This is a genomic window from Frigidibacter sp. MR17.24 (assembly GCF_037095655.1).
Classification (GTDB): Bacteria; Pseudomonadota; Alphaproteobacteria; order Rhodobacterales; family Rhodobacteraceae; genus Frigidibacter.
The window spans coordinates 282,760-300,404 of sequence record NZ_JBAWKE010000003.1 but is presented as its reverse complement, the minus strand read 5'-3'; the positions used below and the strand labels follow the sequence as shown (position 1 = coordinate 300,404).

The window sequence follows — 17,645 nt, the reverse complement described above, 5'->3', positions numbered from 1 at the left end:
TGCGGTTACTCGGCGATATCGGCGGAAGCCGCCTGGAAGAAGCGGTCGGCGGGCATGCGGCCGGACAGGATCAGCGCCATCCGGCCCGCCACCACGAGGGCGAGCGCGGCCCCGGCGAGGGTCGCGGTGACGTAGATCGTGGCCGAGGGCAGGCCGGAGATCGGATAGGACGAGCTGAAGTTCAGCCGCGCCTGCGCCCAGGCGCCCTGGGCCAGCAGCCAGTTGCCATACAGCATCACGATCCCGGTGATCAGGACCACGACCTTCTTGGCGGCTTCGGGCAGGCGGTCGACGACCAGGGTCATCGAGATGTGGCGCTGCTGGATCAGGGCCAGCACCGCGCCGCTCAGGATCAGGATCGACATCGTGATCCGCGACAGCTCTTCGGTCACGACGATGCCCGAGTTCAGGAAGAACCGCAGCATCACGTTGGTGAAGACCATCGCGACCAGCACGAACAGAAGCAATGCGACGAAGGCTTCCAGGAGTTTCTCGGCGAAGCGCAGCGCGCGCATTGGGGACCTCGGGTCGGCTGAAGCGAAGACAGGGCCGGCGCGGGGCATCCGCGCCGGCCCGAAGGCTGGGTCACTGGGCCGACAGGACCTTTTCCATCTCGGCATAGACCGGGCGGGTCTTGTCGGTCAGCAGCGCCTCGGTCACCGGCGCGACGGCCGCGACAATCTCGGCGCGGGCCTCGGGGGTGAAGTCCGAGACGGTCATCTTGCCCTCGGTCTCGAGGAAGGTGCGCGCCTTGGCGACCGCGTCGCGCATGATCCGGCGGTTCTCGATCGCGGTGTTGTCGGCGGCCTTCTGGATGATCGCCTTGTCCTCGTCCGACAGGCTGTTCCAGTAGGGCTGGCTGACCAGCATGACCAGCGCGGAATAGGCGTGCTTCGAGGCGGTGAGGTATTTCTGCACCTCGTAGAAGTTCGCGTCGCGCACGGTCAGCAGCGGGTTGTCCTGGCCGTCGACGGTGCCGGTCTCAAGCGCGGTGTAGACCTCGGTGAAGGGCATCGGCACCGGGTTGGTGCCAAGCGCCTTGAAGGTGTTGATGAAGACCGGCGCGCCGATGACGCGGAACGACAGGCCCTGGAAATCGGCCAGCGACTCGATCGGCTTTTTCGAGTTCGACAGGTCGCGGAAGCCGTTGTCGATGTAGGTCAGGCCCTTCATGCCCGACCCTTCGAGCCCGTCGAGCATCTCCTTGCCGACATCGCCCAGCAGCACCTTGTCGGTGGCGGCGTCGTCGGGGAAGGCGAAGGGCAGGTCGATGACCTGGAACAGCTCGTTGTACTTGATCAGGTTGGTCGAGGAGGTGATGAGCATCTCCTGCAGGCCGCCCTGCAGCGCACCGATCTGCTGCGCCTCGTTGCCGAGCTGGCCCGAGGGGAAGTTCGTGACCTTGATCTTGCCGCCCGACAGCTCCTCCACCTGCTTGGCAAAGTAGTCGACACCTTCGTTGAACGGCGTGCCGGGGTTGCCGAAGTGGCCGATCTTGATGTCGCGCGCCTCGGCCGGCGCGATCATCGCGGCGCCGATGCCGGCGGCCAGCATCAGGCCGGCGAAACGGGTGGTGAAGCTCATCGTTCGTCTCCTTTGGCGCCCCGGGCCGCTCGGCGGTTCCGCGGGACGATTCCCTGGCGATTGGTGTCGTCGTACCGTCATGATGGGCAATATTGAACGAACGAGCGACAAAAAATGAGCGTTCGGGCATTTATGACCGGAAAATTTCCGGACGCAACGTCCGCATCACGTAAATTTGCCCAAAAAATCGGCAAACTTGATGCGCCCGGGACGGGCCGCGCCGGTTAGGCAGACCCCGCCGACAAGGCGCGCCCGATGCGAATTACGCAGGCTGGTGCGATTTTCCCGCCGGACCCGGCAAAATCACCCGGTCTGCGACGATTGGGCGTGACGCCTGCGGGGCGGCCACATAGAAAGTGACCGAAACCACAAAACATGGCCGCGCCCTGCCGTCGGCCCAGCGAAAGCCACCGCCCGTGACCCAGCCCCTTCCGTTCCGCTGTCGCAAGTCGCCCGCCACCGGCACCCGGGGCGTGGTGGTGACGAACCACCCGCTCGGCTCCGCCGCGGGGCAGGAGATGCTTGCGGTCGGGGGCAATGCCGTCGATGCGGCGGTCAGCGCGCTGCTGACCCTGACGGTGGTCGAGCCGATGATGGTCGGCATCGTCGGCGGCGGCGTGGCGCACCTGCGCCTGCCCGGCGGCGGCCACACCGTCTACGACTGCCTGTCGCAGGCCCCCGCAGCCGCGACCGAGGACATGTACCAGCCGGTCTCGGACGTGCTGCCGGACTACATGGAGACCGCCGGGCGCCGCAACCTCGTGGGTCCGGCCTCGGTCGCGGTGCCGGGCAACCTGCGCGGCTGGTGCGACATGCATGCCGCCCACGGCCGGCTGCCCTTCGCCGACGTGATCGCCCCGGCGATCCGGCACGCGGCCGAGGGCTTCCGCGCCACCGCCTACCTGTGCTCGAACATCGAGCGCCACGCCGAGGACCTTGCGCAGGATCCCGAGATCGCGCGGATCTTCCTGCCGGGCGGCACGATCCTGAAGCCCGGCGAACGGGTGGTCCAGTCCGACTATGCCGCCGCGCTGCGCCTCGTCGCGCGCGAGGGCGCGGCCGCGCTGCACGGCGGCGCGCTGGGGCAGGCGCTGGTCGACCGGCTGGCGCGCGACGGCGACCGGGGCACGGTGTCGATGCAGGACCTTGCCGGCTATGCCGCGCGCGAACGCGAGGCGATCTTCGCCAGCTACCGCGGCCATGACATCGTCGGCCCGCCGCCGCCGGCCTCGTCCGGCATCCATGTCGCGCAGATGCTCAACATGCTCGAAGCCTATGACCTCGGGGCGATGGGCTTCGATTCCGCCGAGCGGCTGCACCTGCTGGCCGAGGTGATCCGCGTCGCGTTCGAGGATCGCCGCGCCGCATCGGGCGATCCCGATTTCGTCGACATCCCGGTCGGCAGGCTGATCTCGAAATCCTATGCCGAGACCTGCCGCGGCCGGCTGCGCGACATCGGCGCGCCGGGGGCGGTGGTGCCGGGATACGAAAGCAACAACACCACCCACATCACCGTCTCGGACGCGGACGGGATGATCGTGTCGGCGACCCACACGATCAACGGGCTGTTCGGCGCGCGCTTCATGGTGCCGGGCACCGGCATGATCCCCAACAACTACATGTACAACTTCGACCCGCACCCCGGCACCGCGCGCTCGATCGCGCCGGGCAAGCGGGTGCCGACCTCGATGGCGCCGATGATCGTCCTGCGCGACGGACGCCCCGCCTTCGCCCTCGGGCTGCCGGGGGCGCTGCGGATCTTCCCCTCGGCGATGCAGTCGATCCTGAACCTGATCGACTTCGGCATGACCGGTCAGCAGGCGGTCGAGGCGCCCCGGATCTGGACCGAGGGCGCGCATGTCGAGCTTGAACCCGGCTATGCCCACCACGCCGAGGCGCTGCGCGCCCGCGGCCACGAGATCCGCATCGTGCCGCATATCGGCGGCGGCATGAACGCGATCACCTTCGGGCCCGAGGGCATGACCGGCGCCGCCTGCTGGCGGGCCGACGGCACCGTCGCGGCCCTGGGCGGCGGCCCGGCCGACGAGGGCGTGGCCTTCCACATCTGACCGCGGGCGCAGGCCCGGCGCCGCGACCCCGACCGGCGCGGCCGCCCCCCTTGGCGGGGGCGCCGCGCCCGGTGTCGCGCGGCAGCGATCCGGGCCCGGTGCCGCCTGTGGGGGCTGTCGCGGCGCCGGGCCCGGACCAGGCCGGGTCACATCGCCGGCATCACGGTGAAGTCGATCACGTCGCCCTCGATGCCCTCGACCATGACCGCCTCGGTCGCGGCCCCGGTCTCCAGATCGACGGCGTAGATCGTGCCCGACACCATCAGCCAGGCCGAATTCGTGCCGTCCGCCGTGGTCTGGATGTCGAAGGCGGGCGTGCTGTCGCCCATCTCGATCCCCAGCTTGCCGATCGCGGCAAGCGTGCCGTCGTTCGGCGAGGTCTGGCGGATCAGCGCGCCGATCGTGGTGTCGATGTCATACATCGCCGTCTTCTCGGGCTTGCCATAGGCGTTGATATAGGCCGCGGCCGCGATGGCGGGGGCCTCGCCGGCATGCATGTCGCCGCTTTCGAAGGCGAGCGAGCCGTCGACGGTGACCTCGCCGGTGTCGACGTTGACCCGGTGGTTGGTGGTGCCGGTCATCAGCCGCAGCCGGTCGGCCATCGGGTTGAAGTCGACGATCACCGGCATGTCCGAGGCGGGCAGCATCGTCGTCATCGTCGACAGGTCGGTCGCGGCGCCCGTGGCGGGGTCGATCGTCACGATCCCGCCCGCGGCGGTCACGCCCACCAGCGTGTTGTTCGCCGGGCGCAGGTCGATGCCGACAAGGTCCTCGGCCCCCGTCACCTCGATCATCGTCACCTCGGCCGGCATCCCGGTGTCGAACGAGACCAGGTCTCCGCTGTCCAGAAGCGCGATCACCGGGGCGGCCAGGGCCGCGGGCGCGGTCAGGGCCAGGGCAGAGCCGGCAAGAAGCATTGTGCGGAACGTCGTCATGGGCGTGTCCTTTCGCTGTGCGGAGGCGACCTCCCGCCGCCTCTCTGCCCCAAGGACACGCCGGCGGCCCGGATGGATGCGCCGGCCCGGAATTTTTTTCGCGAAGGATCGCGGGCCCTGCATCCATTCGCCGCCGCCGGAGTGTCCTCAAGTCACAGAGGCGGGACGGCACGGACGGAGACGACGATGCGCGAACTGGAATACGGGGCGCTGCTCGTGCAAGGCTGTCACGAGGTGGGGCCGATGCCGGGGAGACGTTCGGACATGACCGGGGAGGCCGGGGGAACAGCGGGCTGCGAGATCGGCGCGGCGATCCGGGGCTGCGCGCGCGGCGACGAGGCGGCGCTGCGCCGCATCGTCGAGTTGGAGGGCGGGCGGCTGCTGGGCGTCGCGCAGCGCATGCTGCACCGGCGCGACCTTGCCGAAGAGGCGGTGCAGGACGCGCTGGTGCAGGTCTGGCGGCGGGCGGCCCAGTACCGCGAAGGGTCGGGCCGCGGCTGGCTGTTCGCGATCCTGCGCAACCGCTGCCTGAACATCCTGCGCGACGGCGGGCGGCTGTCGACGCTCGACGACGGCGCGCTTGCGGCGTTGCAGGACGGGCGGCGGATGGCGGCGACGGCCAGCCTCGACGCGCTGGGCGACCGGGTGGCGCTGAAGGACTGCCTCGCCGCGCTCGAGCCGCGGGCGCGGCAGGCGATCCTGCTGGCCTATGTCGGCGGCTTCAGCCACGGCGAGATCTCGGCGCTGCAATCCGTCCCGCTCGGCACCTGCAAGTCCTGGATCCGCCGCGGGCTCGAGCTGCTGAGGGGGTGCCTGTCATGACCGGCGATCTCGACACCCGCGCCGACGAATTCGTCCTCGGCCTGCTCGACCCGGCCGGGGCCGCGGCCGCGGAGGCCGCGCTCGGCACCGAGCCGGACTGGGCTGCGGCGGTCGAGCGGGCGCGGCTGCGGTTCCTGCCGATCGACCTTGCGGCGGCGCCGCTGCCGGTGCCGGCCGGGTTCTGGCCCGCGCTCGCGGCACGCATCGCCGCGGCGGAGCCGGGCGACGCCGATGTCGACGCCAGAGATGGGGCCAGAGATGGGGCCAGAGATGGGGCCAGCGCCGGCTCCGGGACCGGCCCGGCCCGGCCGCCGGCGGCGAACGCCCCGTCGGCGCCGCGGCGGCGGCTGCGCCTTGCGCTGCCGGTCGCGCTCGCGGCCGGGATCGGTGTCCTTGGCGGGGTGTTCCTGGCAGAGCGGCTGCTGCCGCGCGAGCCGCTGGTGATCGCGGTGCTGCTTGACGAAACGGGCGCCCCGCGCGCGGTGGTCGAGGATTTCGGCCACGAGGCCGCGCGGATCCGCTTCGTCGCCGATGTCGCGGTCCCGGCGGGGCGGCAGATGCAGGTCTGGACGCTGCCGTCGCCGCAGGCGGGCCCGGTGTCGATCGGCCTGCTCGACGGGGCCCGCGGCACCCGGCTCGCCCCGCCCGCGCTCGACGATCCGCAGGGCGGCCAGCTGTACGAGATCACGCTCGAGCCGCTGGGCGGCTCGCCGACCGGCCGCCCGACCGGGGCGATCCTCGCGAAGGGCTTCGCCGCGGAACAGCTCTGAGACCGGGCGCCGCCGGGCCGACGCTGGCGGCGCCCCCCTCAGTCGGAACCGGGCGCCCAGTCGGCGCGCCCGAGCGCCTCGGTGACCAGCCGCACCGCCGGGCGCTCGGCGGCGCCGCGCATCCAGCTTGCCCCGATCTCGCGCTCCATCGCGAAACCCGGCAGGTCCAGCGCCCGCAGCCGCCCGGCGACGCTCGGCAGCGCGAGCTTCAGCCCCGAGATGAAGCTCAGATACCCCGTCCCCGCGATCAGCTCCTCGAGGATCGCGATCGACGAGGCCTCGACATGCGGCCGCGGCGGGCGATAGCCGCGCGCGACCAGCGCCGCGTCGAACCACTGGCGCATCGCCGCGGCGCGCGAGGGCAGCACCCATTTTTCGGCCAGGATCTCCTCGAACGACACCGGCCGGCCCTGCAGCCTGTGCTGGAGCGAGGCCGCGACCGTCACCCGGTCCCGGATCAGCGTCACCGTCTCGGTCTCGCCCGGATCGCCGCGATCGATCACGCCCAGCGAGATGTCGATCTCGCCCCGGCGCAGCGCGTCGCGCAGCACGTCGTTCATGCCGCTGCTGATCGAGATCGTCAGGCCCGGATGCGCCTGCGACAGGCCGCGCAGGAAGCCGGGAAGGAACACGGCCGCCGTCGTGGCCGCGACCCCCAGCCGCACGTGTCCCTGCGTTCCCGCCGCGATCTCGGCGACCTGGCCGCGGATCACGTCCAGCCGGCCGACCATCCCCGCCGTCGACCTGACCAGATAGCGCGCGGCCTCGGTCGGCTCGATCCCGCGGCCCGCCCGGGTGAACAGCCGCACCTGCAGCGCCTCCTCCAGCCGCCGCACCGCCTTGGTGAGCGCGGGCGGCGTCCGCCCCACCGCCTCGGCCGCGGCGACGATGCTGCCCTCGCGCAGGATCGCCGCCAGATAGCTCAGGTCGCGGACATCCATGATTGCTGCCTGAAAGTTATTCGTTCCTGAAAATAACTGAATTTTCCGGCAGCGTCACCTGCCCCATATCCCGGGGGACACGCACAGGGAGACCGGCCATGACACCGCTCGCGGGCATCCGCATCCTCGACCTGACCAACGTGCTGGCGGGGCCGTTCTGCTGCCACCAGCTCGTGCACCTTGGCGCCGAGGTGATCAAGGTCGAGGCGGCGGGGCGGGGCGATCTGGCCCGCAACCTCGGCGCCGACGCCGAGCTGAACCGGCGCGGCATGGGCGTGTCGTTCCTTGCGCAGAACGCCGGCAAGAAGTCGGTGACCGTCAACCTCAAGCATCCCGAGGGCCGGGCACTGCTGCGCCGCCTCGTGCAGGGGGCCGACGTGCTGGTCGAGAACTTCCGCCCCGGGGTCATGGACCGGCTCGGCGTCGGCTACGAGGTGCTGCGGGCCGACAATCCGCGGCTGATCTACTGCGCGATCTCGGGCTTCGGTCAGGACGGACCGTGGCGCGACCGGCCCGCCTACGACCAGATCGTGCAGGGGGCGTCGGGGGTGATGTCGATCACCGGCGACGCGGATAGCGCGCCGCTGCGCGTGGGCTACCCGCTGGCCGACACGATCGGCGGGCTGACCGCGGCGATGGCGATCTCGGCGGCGCTGAACGCGCCCGAGCGGGGCGGGCAGATCGACGTCTCGATGCTCGAGGCCGTCGTCGCGACCATGGGCTGGGTGGTGTCCAACTACCTGATCGGGGGCGTGGTGCCGGGCGCGAACGGGAACGAGAACATGACCTCGGCCCCCTCGGGCACGTTCGAGACCGCCGACGGGCCGATCAACATCGCCGCGAACAAGGAGGAGCAGTGGCAGGCGCTGGCGCGCCACCTCGGCCGCGACGACCTGCTCGCGGCGCCGGACTTCGCCACGCGCGAGCTGCGCAAGGCGAACCGCCACCGGCTGCGCGCGGCGCTCGAGCGCTCGCTTGCGGCCAAGGGGGCCGAGGCTTGGGCGGCCGAGCTGAACGCGATCGGCGTGCCGGCGGGGGCGGTGCTTTCGGTGCCGCAGATCCTGGCGGCGCCGCAGGTGGCGGGGCGCGGCCTGCTGGCCACCTTCGCGGCGCCCGACGGGGTGGGGCGCGACATCACGGTGGTGCGGACCGGCGTCAAGCTCGACGGCCGCGCGCCGGCGGTCGCGGCGCCGCCGCCCATGCTCGGGGCCGACAATGGCGAAGTCTACGGCGCGCTTGGCCTGACCCCGACCGAGATCGCGCGCCTTGCGGCGGAAGGAGCGATCTGATGCAGGACACGGGACCGCAGGACGGGGCCGACCGGCGGCTGGCCGAGGACTGGTGGCGCACCGACATCATCCGCATGCAGCCCGGCGAGATCCGGCTGCGGGGCTATGCGGTCGAAGAGCTGATCGGCCGGATCAGCTATCCGCAGATGGTCTGGCTGATGACGCGCGGTTCGCTGCCAAGCCCGGCGCAGGCGCGGCTGATGGAGGCCGCACTGGTCGCCGGCGTCGATCACGGGCCGCAGGCGCCCTCGATCGCGATCGCGCGGATGGCGGTCACCGGCGGGGTCGGCATCAACGGCGCCATGGCCTCGGCGATCAACGTGCTCGACGATGTCCACGGCGGCGCGGGCGAACAGGCGGTGGCGCTGTTTCACGAGATCGCCGCCGAGATCGCCGCCGGGGCCGGGCCGCCGGAGGCGGCGGTCGCGCGGGTGCTCGGGCGCAGGCAGGCGGCGGGAATGCGCTATGTGCCGGGCTTCGGCCACCGCTTCCACCCGGTCGACCCGCGCGCGCCGCGGCTGCTGGCGCTGGTGGACGAGGCCGCGGCGGCCGGACTGGTCGAGGGGCGCTTTGCCGCGATCGCCCGCGCCATCGACGCGCATCTCAAGGCCGCGAAGTCGCGGCCGGTGCCGATGAACATCGACGGGGCGACGGCGGTGATCTATGCCGAGCTTGGCTTCGCCCCGGCGCTGTGCCGCGGGCTTTTCATCCTGTCGCGGGCGGTCGGGATCCTCGCCCATGCCCACGAGCAAAGCCTCGCGCCCGCGCGCAACAAGGGGCCGCTGCCGCGGCAATGGCTCTGGACCTATGGCGGCGCGCCGGACCGCGCGCTGCCGGATGAGGGCGATCGCTAGGGCCCGCGCCGGCGCGACCCTCTCCGTCAGCCCGCGCCCGGCCCGGTGCCCGTTCCAGTGCCCACCGGCCGCGGCGTGAGCCAGGGCCGCGCGGCACGGGCCGCGGCCTCGTGCCGCTCGATCGCCGCAAGGTCCTGAAGCGTCTCGGCAATCTCGTCGAGCCCGAGGAGCAGGCGGCGCTTGGCCACCGGGTCGATGTCGAAGGTGACAGGCGCCAGCCCGGCGCAGCGAAGCGTCTGCGCGGCAAGATCCACGGTGATCCCGGCGCCGGGCGCGGCGGCGATCCGCGCCGCCAGCCGGTCATGCGCCTCCGGCGCCAGCGTCAGCGTCAGAAGGCCGTTGCGCTGGGCGTTGTTGCCAAAGATGTCCGCGAACCCTTTCGCCACCACGACCCGGATGCCATGATCGACCAGCGCATAGACCGCCGCCTCGCGCGAGGATCCGCAGCCGAAATTCGCGCCGGCCACCAGCACCATCGGCGGCTCTGCCCGGCCGTTCAGGGGAAATCCCGCCCGTTCCGCGCCTTGTGCGTCGAACCTCAGGTCATGCAGCAGCTGCTGGCCGTAACCCTCGCTGCGGCTGCGCTTCATGAACCGGGCCGGGATCAGCTGGTCGGTGTCGACATTGTCGAGCGCCAGCAGCGCGCCGGTCCCGGTCGCGGTGGTGAAGGGGGTCATTTCGCGATCTCCGACAGGTCGGCGCGGGGCAGCTGGCGCGCGTCGGTGATCCGGCCGGTCAGCGCCGCGGCGGCGACCATGGCCGGGCTCATCAGGTGGGTCCGCGCGCCGGGGCCCTGCCGGCCGCGGAAATTGCGGTTCGAGGTCGAGGCGCAGCGCTCGCCCTCGGCCACCCGGTCGCCGTTCATTGACACGCAGAGCGAACATCCCGGCGCGCCCCATTCCGCCCCCGCCGCGCGGAAGATCCCGGCCAGCCCCGTCGCCTCGGCCTGTGCGGCAATGGCCTCGGATCCCGGCGAGACCAGAAGCGGCACGGCGACGCGGCGGCCCTTCAGCAGCTCGGCTGCGGCGACGAGGTCGGACCAGCGCCCGTTGGTGCACGACCCGATGAAGCCGCGCTGCACCGCCAGCCCCTCGATCGGGGTGCCGGCGGCGATGCCCATGTAGTCGAGCGCGTCGGGCTCGGTCGCGGGCACGGCGGCGGTGACCGGGGCGACATGTTCGGGGCTGGTGCCCCAGGTCACCATCGGCGCGACCTCGGCCGCGTCGAGCGTCACCGCGCGTCCGTAGCGCGCGCCCGGGTCGCTGCGCAGCGTGGCCCAGTCGGCGACCGCCGCGGCCCAGTCCGCGCCCGACGGCGCCATGGCGCGCCCCGCCAGCCAGTTGAAGGTCACCGCGTCGGGCGGCACGATGCCCGAGCGGGCGCCCATCTCGATCGTCATGTTGCACAGCGTCATCCGCGCCTCCATCGACAGCGCCGCGATGGCGGGGCCCGCATATTCGACGGCATGGCCGGTGGCGCCACCGGTGCCGATGCGGGAAATGATGTGCAGCGCCAGGTCCTTGGCCGTGGTGCCGCGCGGCAGGCTGCCCAGGACCGCGATGCGCATCATCGGCACCGGCCGCTGCCAGAGCGTCTGCGTGGCCAGCACATGCGCCACTTCCGACGCGCCGATCCCGAAGGCGAAGGCCCCGAAGGCGCCATGGGTCGCGGTGTGGCTGTCGCCGCAGACGATGAGGGTGCCGGGCAGGGTCAGCCCCTGTTCCGGCATGGCGACATGCACGATGCCGCGCCGCGCGTCGCCAAGGCCGAAGCTGTCGATGCCGTGGCGGGCAGTGTTCGCGGCCAGCCGGTCGATCATCACCGCCTGCGCCGGGCCGGCCCGGTCGGGATGGCTGGGGGCATAGTGATCGGCGACGGCGAAGGTCAGCCCGGGGTGGCGGACCCGCAGCCCGGCGGCGGCGAGGCGGTCGAAGGCGTGGTGCGATCCCTCATGCAGCAGGTGGCGGTCGACCGAGAGCAGGTCGGCCCCGTCGCGGTGCAGCACCCGGTGACGGTCCCAGATCTTCTCGACAAGCGTCCGTGGCCCGGCCGTGGCGGCATCGTGCATGTGCTGGTCCTCCGGCGTCCCCTCCCCGGGACATGCCCGAGCCGATCATGGTCATAATGTCATGTCAATATAACAATTGGCTTCCGCGCCGTCCGCGGGGGCGATAGGCTTGCGCCGAGAAGAGGGGAGACCATGGCAGAAAGTTCGGTCCTTCCGAAGCACCACCAGGTCTATCTGGTGCTGCGCCAGCAGATCCGCGACGGCGCGTTCGCCGGGCAGGCGATGCCGCCCGAGCTGGCGCTGGCCGGGCAGTTCGGCGTGTCGCGGATCACGATCCGGCGCGCGATGGAGCGGCTGACGGCCGAGGGGGCGGTCGAGCGCGCGCGCGGGCGGGGCACCTTCGCCCGGGCCGGGGAGGGGGCCGGAGCCTCGCCGGTCGCGGCGAGCCTGTCGGGCAATCTCGAGAACCTGCTGGCCATGGGGCTGGAGACCGAGGTGCGGCTGCTGTCGCACGGCTTCGTTCCGGCGCCGGCCGAGGTGGCCGGGGCGCTGGGGATCGCGGCGCGGGCGCAAGTGCTGCGCACCGAGCGGGTGCGCGCGCTGGCGGGGCGCCCCTTCAGCCACCTCACCGCCTGGCTGCCCGAGGAGATCGGCCGCGCCCTGCCCGTCGAGGGGCTGCGCACCCGTCCGCTGCTGGAGCTGATCGAGGCGGCGGGGCACCGGGTCGCGCGGGCGCGGCAGGTGATCTCGGCCAGCCTGGCGGCCCCCGATGTCGCGGCGGCGCTGGAGGTCGAGCCGGGGGCGGCGCTGCTGGCGATCCGCCGCACGGTCTTCGACGACGGCGGTCGGGCGGTGCAGCGGATCCACGGGCTCTACCGCCCCGACACCTACGAGCACGAGATGGAGTACGAGCGCGGCCCCGGGGCGGCGCCGCTGTGGAACGGCTGAAACGGGAGGTTCGGCGATGGATGGATTGAAGCGGCTGCTTCGCACGGGGCAGGGGATCCTGGCGCCCGGGGTCTATGACGCCTTCGGGGCGCTTCTGGCCGAACAGGCGGGGTTCGACTGCCTGTACCTGTCGGGCGCCTCGGTCGCCTACACGCGGCTGGGGCGGCCGGACGTCGGCCTGGTGACGGCCTCGGAGGTCGCCGAGACGGTCGCGCTGATCCGCGACCGGGTGGCGCTGCCGCTGATCGTCGACGGCGACACCGGCTTTGGCAACGCGATGAACGTCAAGCGCACGGTGCGGATGTTCGAGCGCGCGGGCGCGAGCGGGCTGCAGCTGGAGGATCAGGGCTTTCCCAAGCGCTGCGGGCACATGAAGGGCAAGACGGTGATCCCCGCCGCCGAGATGGTGGGCAAGATCCGCGCCGCCTGCGACGCGCGCGGCTCGGACGCGCTGCAGATCATCGCGCGCACCGATGCGATCGCGGTCGAGGGCTTCGAGGCGGCGCTGGACCGCGGCGAGGCCTATCTCGAGGCCGGGGCCGACGTGCTGTTCGTCGAGGCGCCGCGGTCGCTGGAGCAGATGGCCGCGATCGCCGAACGGTTCGCGGGGCGGGTGCCGCTTCTGGCCAACATGGTCGAGGGCGGGCACACGCCGATCCGGGATGCCGACGCGCTGCACGCGGCGGGGTTCCGGATCGTGATCTTCCCTGGCGGGCTCGCGCGGGCGGTGCTGCGCCAGATGCAGGACTATTTCGAAAGCCTGAAGGCGCATCGCTCGAACGCGCCCTTCGCCGCGCGGATGGCGGATTTCGACGGGCTGAACGCCGCGATCGGCACGCCCGAGCTGCTGGCCGAGGCCGGCGGCTACGAGGCGCTGGCCGCCGAATGACGAACGCCCGGGGAGAGGGCGATCCTCTCCCCGGGCGGGCTTGCGCCGGCGGTCAGTTGGCGGCGATGTCGGCGGTGTATTCGCCGGCCAGCGCCTCGCGCGCGAGGCTGGCGTCGTATTTCTCCTCCGAGAAATCGTTGAGATAGTCGATGGCCTTGTTCAGCATCGCCTCGGTGATCACCGGCGTCTCGGGATAGGCCAGGGCCATGTTGTCCCAGGCCGCGTCGAACAGCTTCTTGTCGAACTGTTCCAGATGGGCGGCATAGACCTTGTCGCGGACCTCGTGGCCACGCTCGGGGTCGCGGATCGCCTGCTGGGCCTTGGCGATCGCGGTGACGAAGGCGGTCGCGCGGGCGGGGTCCTCCTTCAGCCAGGCCTCGCGGGCGTCGAGCGTGATGTAGGGATAGCCGTTCAGCTCCTCGATCGCGCCGTTGACCATGTCGAACATCAGGAAGCCGTCCATGTCCATGACCGCGGTGTCCGAGGTCGGGTTCGACAGGATGAAGCCGTCGATGCGGTCGTTCTCGAACGCGGCGAGGATCTCGCGCGAGCCGCCGATGAACATGATCGTCGCGTCGCGGTCGGGGTTCATGCCGCCGCGCTTGAGCAGGTAGAGCGCGAGCTGGTGGGTGCCGCTGCCGGCGCCGGTGACCGCGATCGTCAGCCCCTTGAGCGCGGCGATGCGTTCGTCGAGCGTGGAGTCCGCGGTCAGGCCCAGTTCCTTGGCCTTCTCGCCGGTGATCACCATGTTCGAGGCATATTGGTCGAGCAGCGTGCCGAAGATGCGGATGTCGGTGCCCTGGCTTGCCGCGCGCAGGCCGGCGGAGGGGGTGCCGGGGTAGATGTCGACATCGCCGCCGATCACCGCGGCCATGATCGCGCTGGACTTCATGGTCTGGGTGGTGACCTTCAGGCCCTCGTCCTCGAAATAGCCCATCGTGTCGGCGACGTAGATCGGCAGGTAGAGCATGCCGGTGGTCGAGGTCGCGACCGAGACGGGCTTGAGATCCTGCGCCAGCCCGGCGGTGGCGCCGAAGGCGCAGAGCGTGCCGAGGACGAGGCCCCGGAAGTTGGTCAGCATGGTCATCGTTACTCCTCCCTGAGAACGGATGTTGGCTGCGCAGCACCTCTGTGCCCACGGGCCGCGGGGCCCGTGGCGGGACGCCCCGCAGACCGGGGGTGATCCGCGCGCCGGCCGGGCCTCCACTCCCGGCCGGATCGCGGGTCTTGGCGGGGGCGGCGGCGCGCCCCCGCAAAGCTCAGATCGACATCTCGCGGCTGTCCTCGGCAAGCTTCCAGGGCATCGCCTTGCGCTCGACCACCTTGACCGCGAGGTTGAGCGCGAGCGCCAGCACCATGATCGCGATCAGCGCGGCGAACATCGCCGAGGTGTCGTATTGCCCCGAGGCATTGGCCAGCAGGTAGCCCAGCCCCTTGTTCGAGGCGATCAGCTCACCCACGATCGCGCCGATCAGCGCGTAGGGCACCGACAGGCGCAGGCCGTTGAAGACCCAGGTCACCGCCGAGGGCAGCACGACCTTGCGCAGGATGTGGCGTTCGCGCGCCCCCATCAGCCGCAGGATCGCGACCTGTTCGCGGCTGACCGAGCGCACGCCGGCATAGGTGTTGAGGAACACCAGGAAGAAGACGATGGTCGCGGTCAGGTAGATCTTCATGTCGATGCCGATCCCGAACCACAGGATGAACATCGGCGCGAGCGCGACCTTGGGCAGGCTGTAGAACATCATCAGGAACGGGTCGACGATTTCGGCCAGGGTCTGCGCGCGGCCCATCAGCACGCCCGCGGCCATGCCCACGAGGCTGCCGAGCAGGAAGCCCGCGAGCGCCTCGATGCTGGTGATGCTGGCGTGGTAGAACAGCGAGCCGTTCACCGCCCAGGCCCAGAGCTTAGTGGCGATGGCGTCGGGCCGGCCGATGAAGAAATCCGAGATGAAGTACATCGCGGCGATCTGCCAGGCCGCGACGAAGGCGACGAGAAAGCCGCCCCGCGCCATCCAGATCCGGTTGCGCCGCTGCCGCTCGCGGTCGCGCTTGCGCGAGGTGGCGCTGGCTTCGGGCGCGGTCATCGCGCCGGCGGGGGCGGTGAGGTTCATCTGTGTCATGCCCGGCCCCTCATTCCATGTCCGGTGCGAGCAGCTGCCAAAGCTCGGCCGTCAGGTCGCGATAGCTGTTGTCGTGGCGCAGCTGCATCAGGTCGCGCTCGCGCGGGAGCGGCACGTCGACCACGCGCGCGATCGTGCCGGGCCGCTGGGTGAAGACCACGCAGCGGTCGGCGATCGACACCGCCTCGTCGAGGTCGTGGGTGACGAAGACCACGGTCTTGTTCAATTCGAGCGCGAGGCGGCGGATCTCGATCTGCATCCGGGTCCGCAGCTGGGCGTCCAGCGCGCCGAAGGGTTCGTCCATCAGCAGCGCCTCGGGGTCGTAGGCCAGCAGCCGCGCCAGCGCGCAGCGCTTGCGCATCCCGCCCGAAAGCTGTGCCGGATAGGCCCTCTCGAACCCCTTGAGGCCGACCTTGTCCAGAAGCTGCTGCACGCGGTCGCGCGCCTCGGCCCTTGGCATGCCGCGGATCTCGAGCGGGATCATGACGTTGCCCTGGACATCGCGCCAGGGCAGCAGGTGGTCGTTCTGGGTCATGTAGCCGACGCGCCGGTTGTAGGGCGTCACCAGCGTGTCGCGGTAGTGCACCGAGCCCGTCGTCGGTTCGAAGAGCCCCGCCGCCATGTTCAGCAGCGTGGACTTGCCGCAGCCCGAGGGGCCGACGAGGGTCACGAACTCGCCCTCGCGGATGTCGAGCGTGATGTCGCGCACGGCGGTCATCGACCCGCGGTCGGTCTCGAACACCTTGCCGACGCCGCGGTAGGAAATGAGGACCGGGGCCTCAGTCGGTTGTCGCGCATTCGGGTCGTCCAAAGTCTGACCGACCCACGCGGTCGCTGCCGAGTGTCGCACATTCTCCTCCCTGGCATATGCCCGGCCGGATCGCGCGCTTCGTCCTCCTCGACGGGCCCGCGCGACCGGGTCAATGAGCTTCAAGTCTAGGAAACCACAGCTATGGAAATAAGCAACTCATATTCGGCCTTTGAGTCGTAATTTTATCAACTGATATTCCGCATTGCGGAACTGGCGCGCAAGGCGGCGTCAGACCCGCTCCAGCGCGATGGCGATGCCCTGACCGACGCCGATGCACATGCTGGCAAGGGCGCGGCGGGCGCCGGTCTCGCGCAGCTCGGTCACCGCGGTGCCGACGATGCGGGCGCCCGAGGCGCCCAGCGGATGGCCCAGCGCGATCGCGCCACCGTTCGGGTTCACCCGGGGGTCGTCGTCGCGCAGCCCGAGGCCGCGGGTGCAGGCCAGCGCCTGGGCCGCGAAGGCCTCGTTCAGCTCGATCACCTCGACATCGTCGAGGCTCCAGCCGATCCGGGCGGTCAGCTTGCCGATCGCCGGGACCGGGCCATAACCCATGACCCGCGGGGCGACGCCCGCCGTGGCGCCGCCGACGATCCGGGCGAGCGGTTCGAGCCCCAGCCGTTCGGCCGCCGGACCCGAGGCGAGGATCAGCGCCGCGGCGCCGTCGTTGACGCCCGAGGCGTTCCCGGCCGTCACCGTGCCGCCGGCGCGAAACGGCGCCCTGAGCTGCGCCAGCGCTTCGAGCGTGGTGGCGCGGGGGTGCTCGTCGGTCTCGACCACGACCGGATCGCCCTTGCGCCGCGGGATCCGCACCGGCACGATTTCCCGCGCAAGCCGGCCCGAACCCTGCGCCCGCGCGGCCTTTTGCTGCGAGGCGAGCGCGAAGCGGTCCTGATCCTCGCGGGTGATCTGGTGATCTTCGGCCAGGTTCTCGGCGGTTTCGGGCATGGCGTCGGTGCCATAGGCCGCCTGCATCGCCGGGTTGACGAAGCGCCAGCCGATCGTGGTGTCGAACATCTCGGCCTGGCGCGCGAACGCGGTGTCGGCCTTGCCGATCACGAAGGGGGCGCGGCTCATGCTTTCGGTGCCGCCGGCGATCATCAGCCCGGCCTCGCCCGCCCGGATCGCGCGGGCCGCGGTCACGACCGCATCCATGCCCGAGCCGCAGAGCCGGTTCAGCGTGACGCCCGGCACCGCGTCCGGCAGGCCGGCCAGCAGCGCCGACATGCGCGCGACGTTGCGGTTGTCCTCCCCCGCCTGGTTGGCATTGCCGAAGACGACGTCTTCCAGCTCCTGCGCCCAGTCGATGTCGGGGTGGCGCGCCATCAGCGCCCGCAGCGGGATCGCGCCCAGGTCGTCGGGCCGGACCGCGGCCAGCGCGCCGCCGTAGCGGCCGAAGGCGGTCCGGGCATAGTCGCAGATGAAGACGTCGGTCATGGGCTCTCCGGCGCGAGCGTGGCGGGAGGCCGGACCGGCGCGCTGTGCTTGCCGGGGGTCGGGTCCAGGAGGGCGCCTCCCGTCGCCGTCCTGCTGTCGGATGACCCTAAGCCGGGATTCGGGAATAAACAATCCCTAGATTCCGCTATGCGGTATTGATATGCTTTT

At 71.3% G+C, this 17,645-nt stretch carries 17 protein-coding genes; 7 read left to right on the top strand and 10 right to left on the bottom strand.

The window, feature by feature from the left end; translation table 11 throughout:
* Positions 1 to 5: 5 nt before the first annotated feature.
* Complete coding sequence (locus V8J39_RS13635; RefSeq protein WP_336461471.1) at positions 6 to 515, bottom strand: TRAP transporter small permease; 510 nt, start codon at positions 513 to 515, stop codon at positions 6 to 8.
* A gap of 70 nt (positions 516 to 585) precedes the next feature.
* Entirely contained in the window at positions 586 to 1,584 is a 999-nt protein-coding gene (locus V8J39_RS13630; RefSeq protein WP_336461470.1) for a DctP family TRAP transporter solute-binding subunit, read from the bottom strand.
* Between the two features lie 416 nt (positions 1,585 to 2,000).
* On the opposite strand from V8J39_RS13630, the gene ggt reads away from it, so the two are divergent.
* Entirely contained in the window at positions 2,001 to 3,653 is a 1,653-nt protein-coding gene (gene ggt / locus V8J39_RS13625; RefSeq protein ID WP_336461469.1) for a gamma-glutamyltransferase, read from the top strand.
* A 146-nt stretch (positions 3,654 to 3,799) separates the two neighbouring features.
* Here ggt and V8J39_RS13620 read toward each other — a convergent pair whose 3' ends face one another.
* The gene (locus tag V8J39_RS13620) at positions 3,800 to 4,588 is read right to left on the bottom strand and encodes a DUF4394 domain-containing protein (protein WP_336461468.1); all 789 of its coding nucleotides are present in this window, start codon (positions 4,586 to 4,588) and stop codon (positions 3,800 to 3,802) included.
* Positions 4,589 to 4,774: 186 nt separating this feature from the next.
* On the opposite strand from V8J39_RS13620, the gene V8J39_RS13615 reads away from it, so the two are divergent.
* Together V8J39_RS13615 and V8J39_RS13610 are read left to right on the top strand one after the other, a co-directional pair.
* The gene (locus V8J39_RS13615; RefSeq protein WP_336461467.1) at positions 4,775 to 5,410 is read left to right on the top strand and encodes a sigma-70 family RNA polymerase sigma factor; all 636 of its coding nucleotides are present in this window, start codon (positions 4,775 to 4,777) and stop codon (positions 5,408 to 5,410) included.
* A complete protein-coding gene (locus V8J39_RS13610; RefSeq protein WP_336461466.1) occupies positions 5,407 to 6,180 on the top strand; it encodes an anti-sigma factor in 774 nt (257 codons plus the stop codon). The genes V8J39_RS13615 and V8J39_RS13610 overlap by 4 nt, the downstream gene beginning before the upstream one ends.
* A gap of 38 nt (positions 6,181 to 6,218) precedes the next feature.
* On the opposite strand, the gene V8J39_RS13605 is transcribed toward V8J39_RS13610, so the two are convergent.
* On the bottom strand, positions 6,219 to 7,121 hold the full coding sequence (locus V8J39_RS13605) for a LysR family transcriptional regulator (protein WP_336461465.1): 903 nt from the start codon (positions 7,119 to 7,121) through the stop codon (positions 6,219 to 6,221).
* Positions 7,122 to 7,219: 98 nt separating this feature from the next.
* Here V8J39_RS13605 and V8J39_RS13600 point away from each other — a divergent pair, with 98 nt between their 5' ends.
* The gene (locus V8J39_RS13600) at positions 7,220 to 8,410 is read left to right on the top strand and encodes a CaiB/BaiF CoA transferase family protein (protein ID WP_336461464.1); all 1,191 of its coding nucleotides are present in this window, start codon (positions 7,220 to 7,222) and stop codon (positions 8,408 to 8,410) included.
* Positions 8,410 to 9,264: a citryl-CoA lyase gene (locus tag V8J39_RS13595; RefSeq protein WP_336461463.1), complete on the top strand. Its 855-nt coding sequence runs from the start codon at positions 8,410 to 8,412 to the stop codon at positions 9,262 to 9,264. The genes V8J39_RS13600 and V8J39_RS13595 overlap by 1 nt, the downstream gene beginning before the upstream one ends.
* 26 nt (positions 9,265 to 9,290) lie before the next feature.
* On the opposite strand, the gene leuD is transcribed toward V8J39_RS13595, so the two are convergent.
* Together leuD and leuC are read right to left on the bottom strand one after the other, a co-directional pair.
* Positions 9,291 to 9,941, bottom strand: a complete 651-nt coding sequence (gene leuD, locus V8J39_RS13590) for a 3-isopropylmalate dehydratase small subunit (protein ID WP_336461462.1) — start codon at positions 9,939 to 9,941, stop codon at positions 9,291 to 9,293.
* Positions 9,938 to 11,332 (bottom strand): 3-isopropylmalate dehydratase large subunit, encoded by a 1,395-nt coding sequence (gene leuC / locus V8J39_RS13585; protein WP_336461461.1) that lies wholly within the window; start codon positions 11,330 to 11,332, stop codon positions 9,938 to 9,940. The genes leuD and leuC overlap by 4 nt, the downstream gene beginning before the upstream one ends.
* Positions 11,333 to 11,464: 132 nt before the next feature.
* On the opposite strand from leuC, the gene V8J39_RS13580 reads away from it, so the two are divergent.
* Positions 11,465 to 12,220, top strand: coding sequence for a GntR family transcriptional regulator (locus V8J39_RS13580; RefSeq protein ID WP_336461460.1), 756 nt, complete (start codon positions 11,465 to 11,467; stop codon positions 12,218 to 12,220).
* A 16-nt stretch (positions 12,221 to 12,236) separates the two neighbouring features.
* A complete protein-coding gene (locus V8J39_RS13575; RefSeq protein WP_336461459.1) occupies positions 12,237 to 13,109 on the top strand; it encodes an isocitrate lyase/PEP mutase family protein in 873 nt (290 codons plus the stop codon).
* Between the two features lie 52 nt (positions 13,110 to 13,161).
* On the opposite strand, the gene V8J39_RS13570 is transcribed toward V8J39_RS13575, so the two are convergent.
* The 4 genes from V8J39_RS13570 to pcaF form a co-directional block, all read right to left on the bottom strand.
* Entirely contained in the window at positions 13,162 to 14,196 is a 1,035-nt protein-coding gene (locus V8J39_RS13570) for an ABC transporter substrate-binding protein (protein ID WP_336461458.1), read from the bottom strand.
* Positions 14,197 to 14,368: 172 nt separating this feature from the next.
* Positions 14,369 to 15,232: an ABC transporter permease gene (locus V8J39_RS13565; protein WP_336461457.1), complete on the bottom strand. Its 864-nt coding sequence runs from the start codon at positions 15,230 to 15,232 to the stop codon at positions 14,369 to 14,371.
* 10 nt (positions 15,233 to 15,242) lie between these two features.
* Positions 15,243 to 15,974 (bottom strand): ABC transporter ATP-binding protein, encoded by a 732-nt coding sequence (locus V8J39_RS13560; RefSeq protein ID WP_336461456.1) that lies wholly within the window; start codon positions 15,972 to 15,974, stop codon positions 15,243 to 15,245.
* Between the two features lie 297 nt (positions 15,975 to 16,271).
* A complete protein-coding gene (pcaF, locus tag V8J39_RS13555; RefSeq protein ID WP_336461455.1) occupies positions 16,272 to 17,477 on the bottom strand; it encodes a 3-oxoadipyl-CoA thiolase in 1,206 nt (401 codons plus the stop codon).
* Positions 17,478 to 17,645 lie beyond the last annotated feature (168 nt).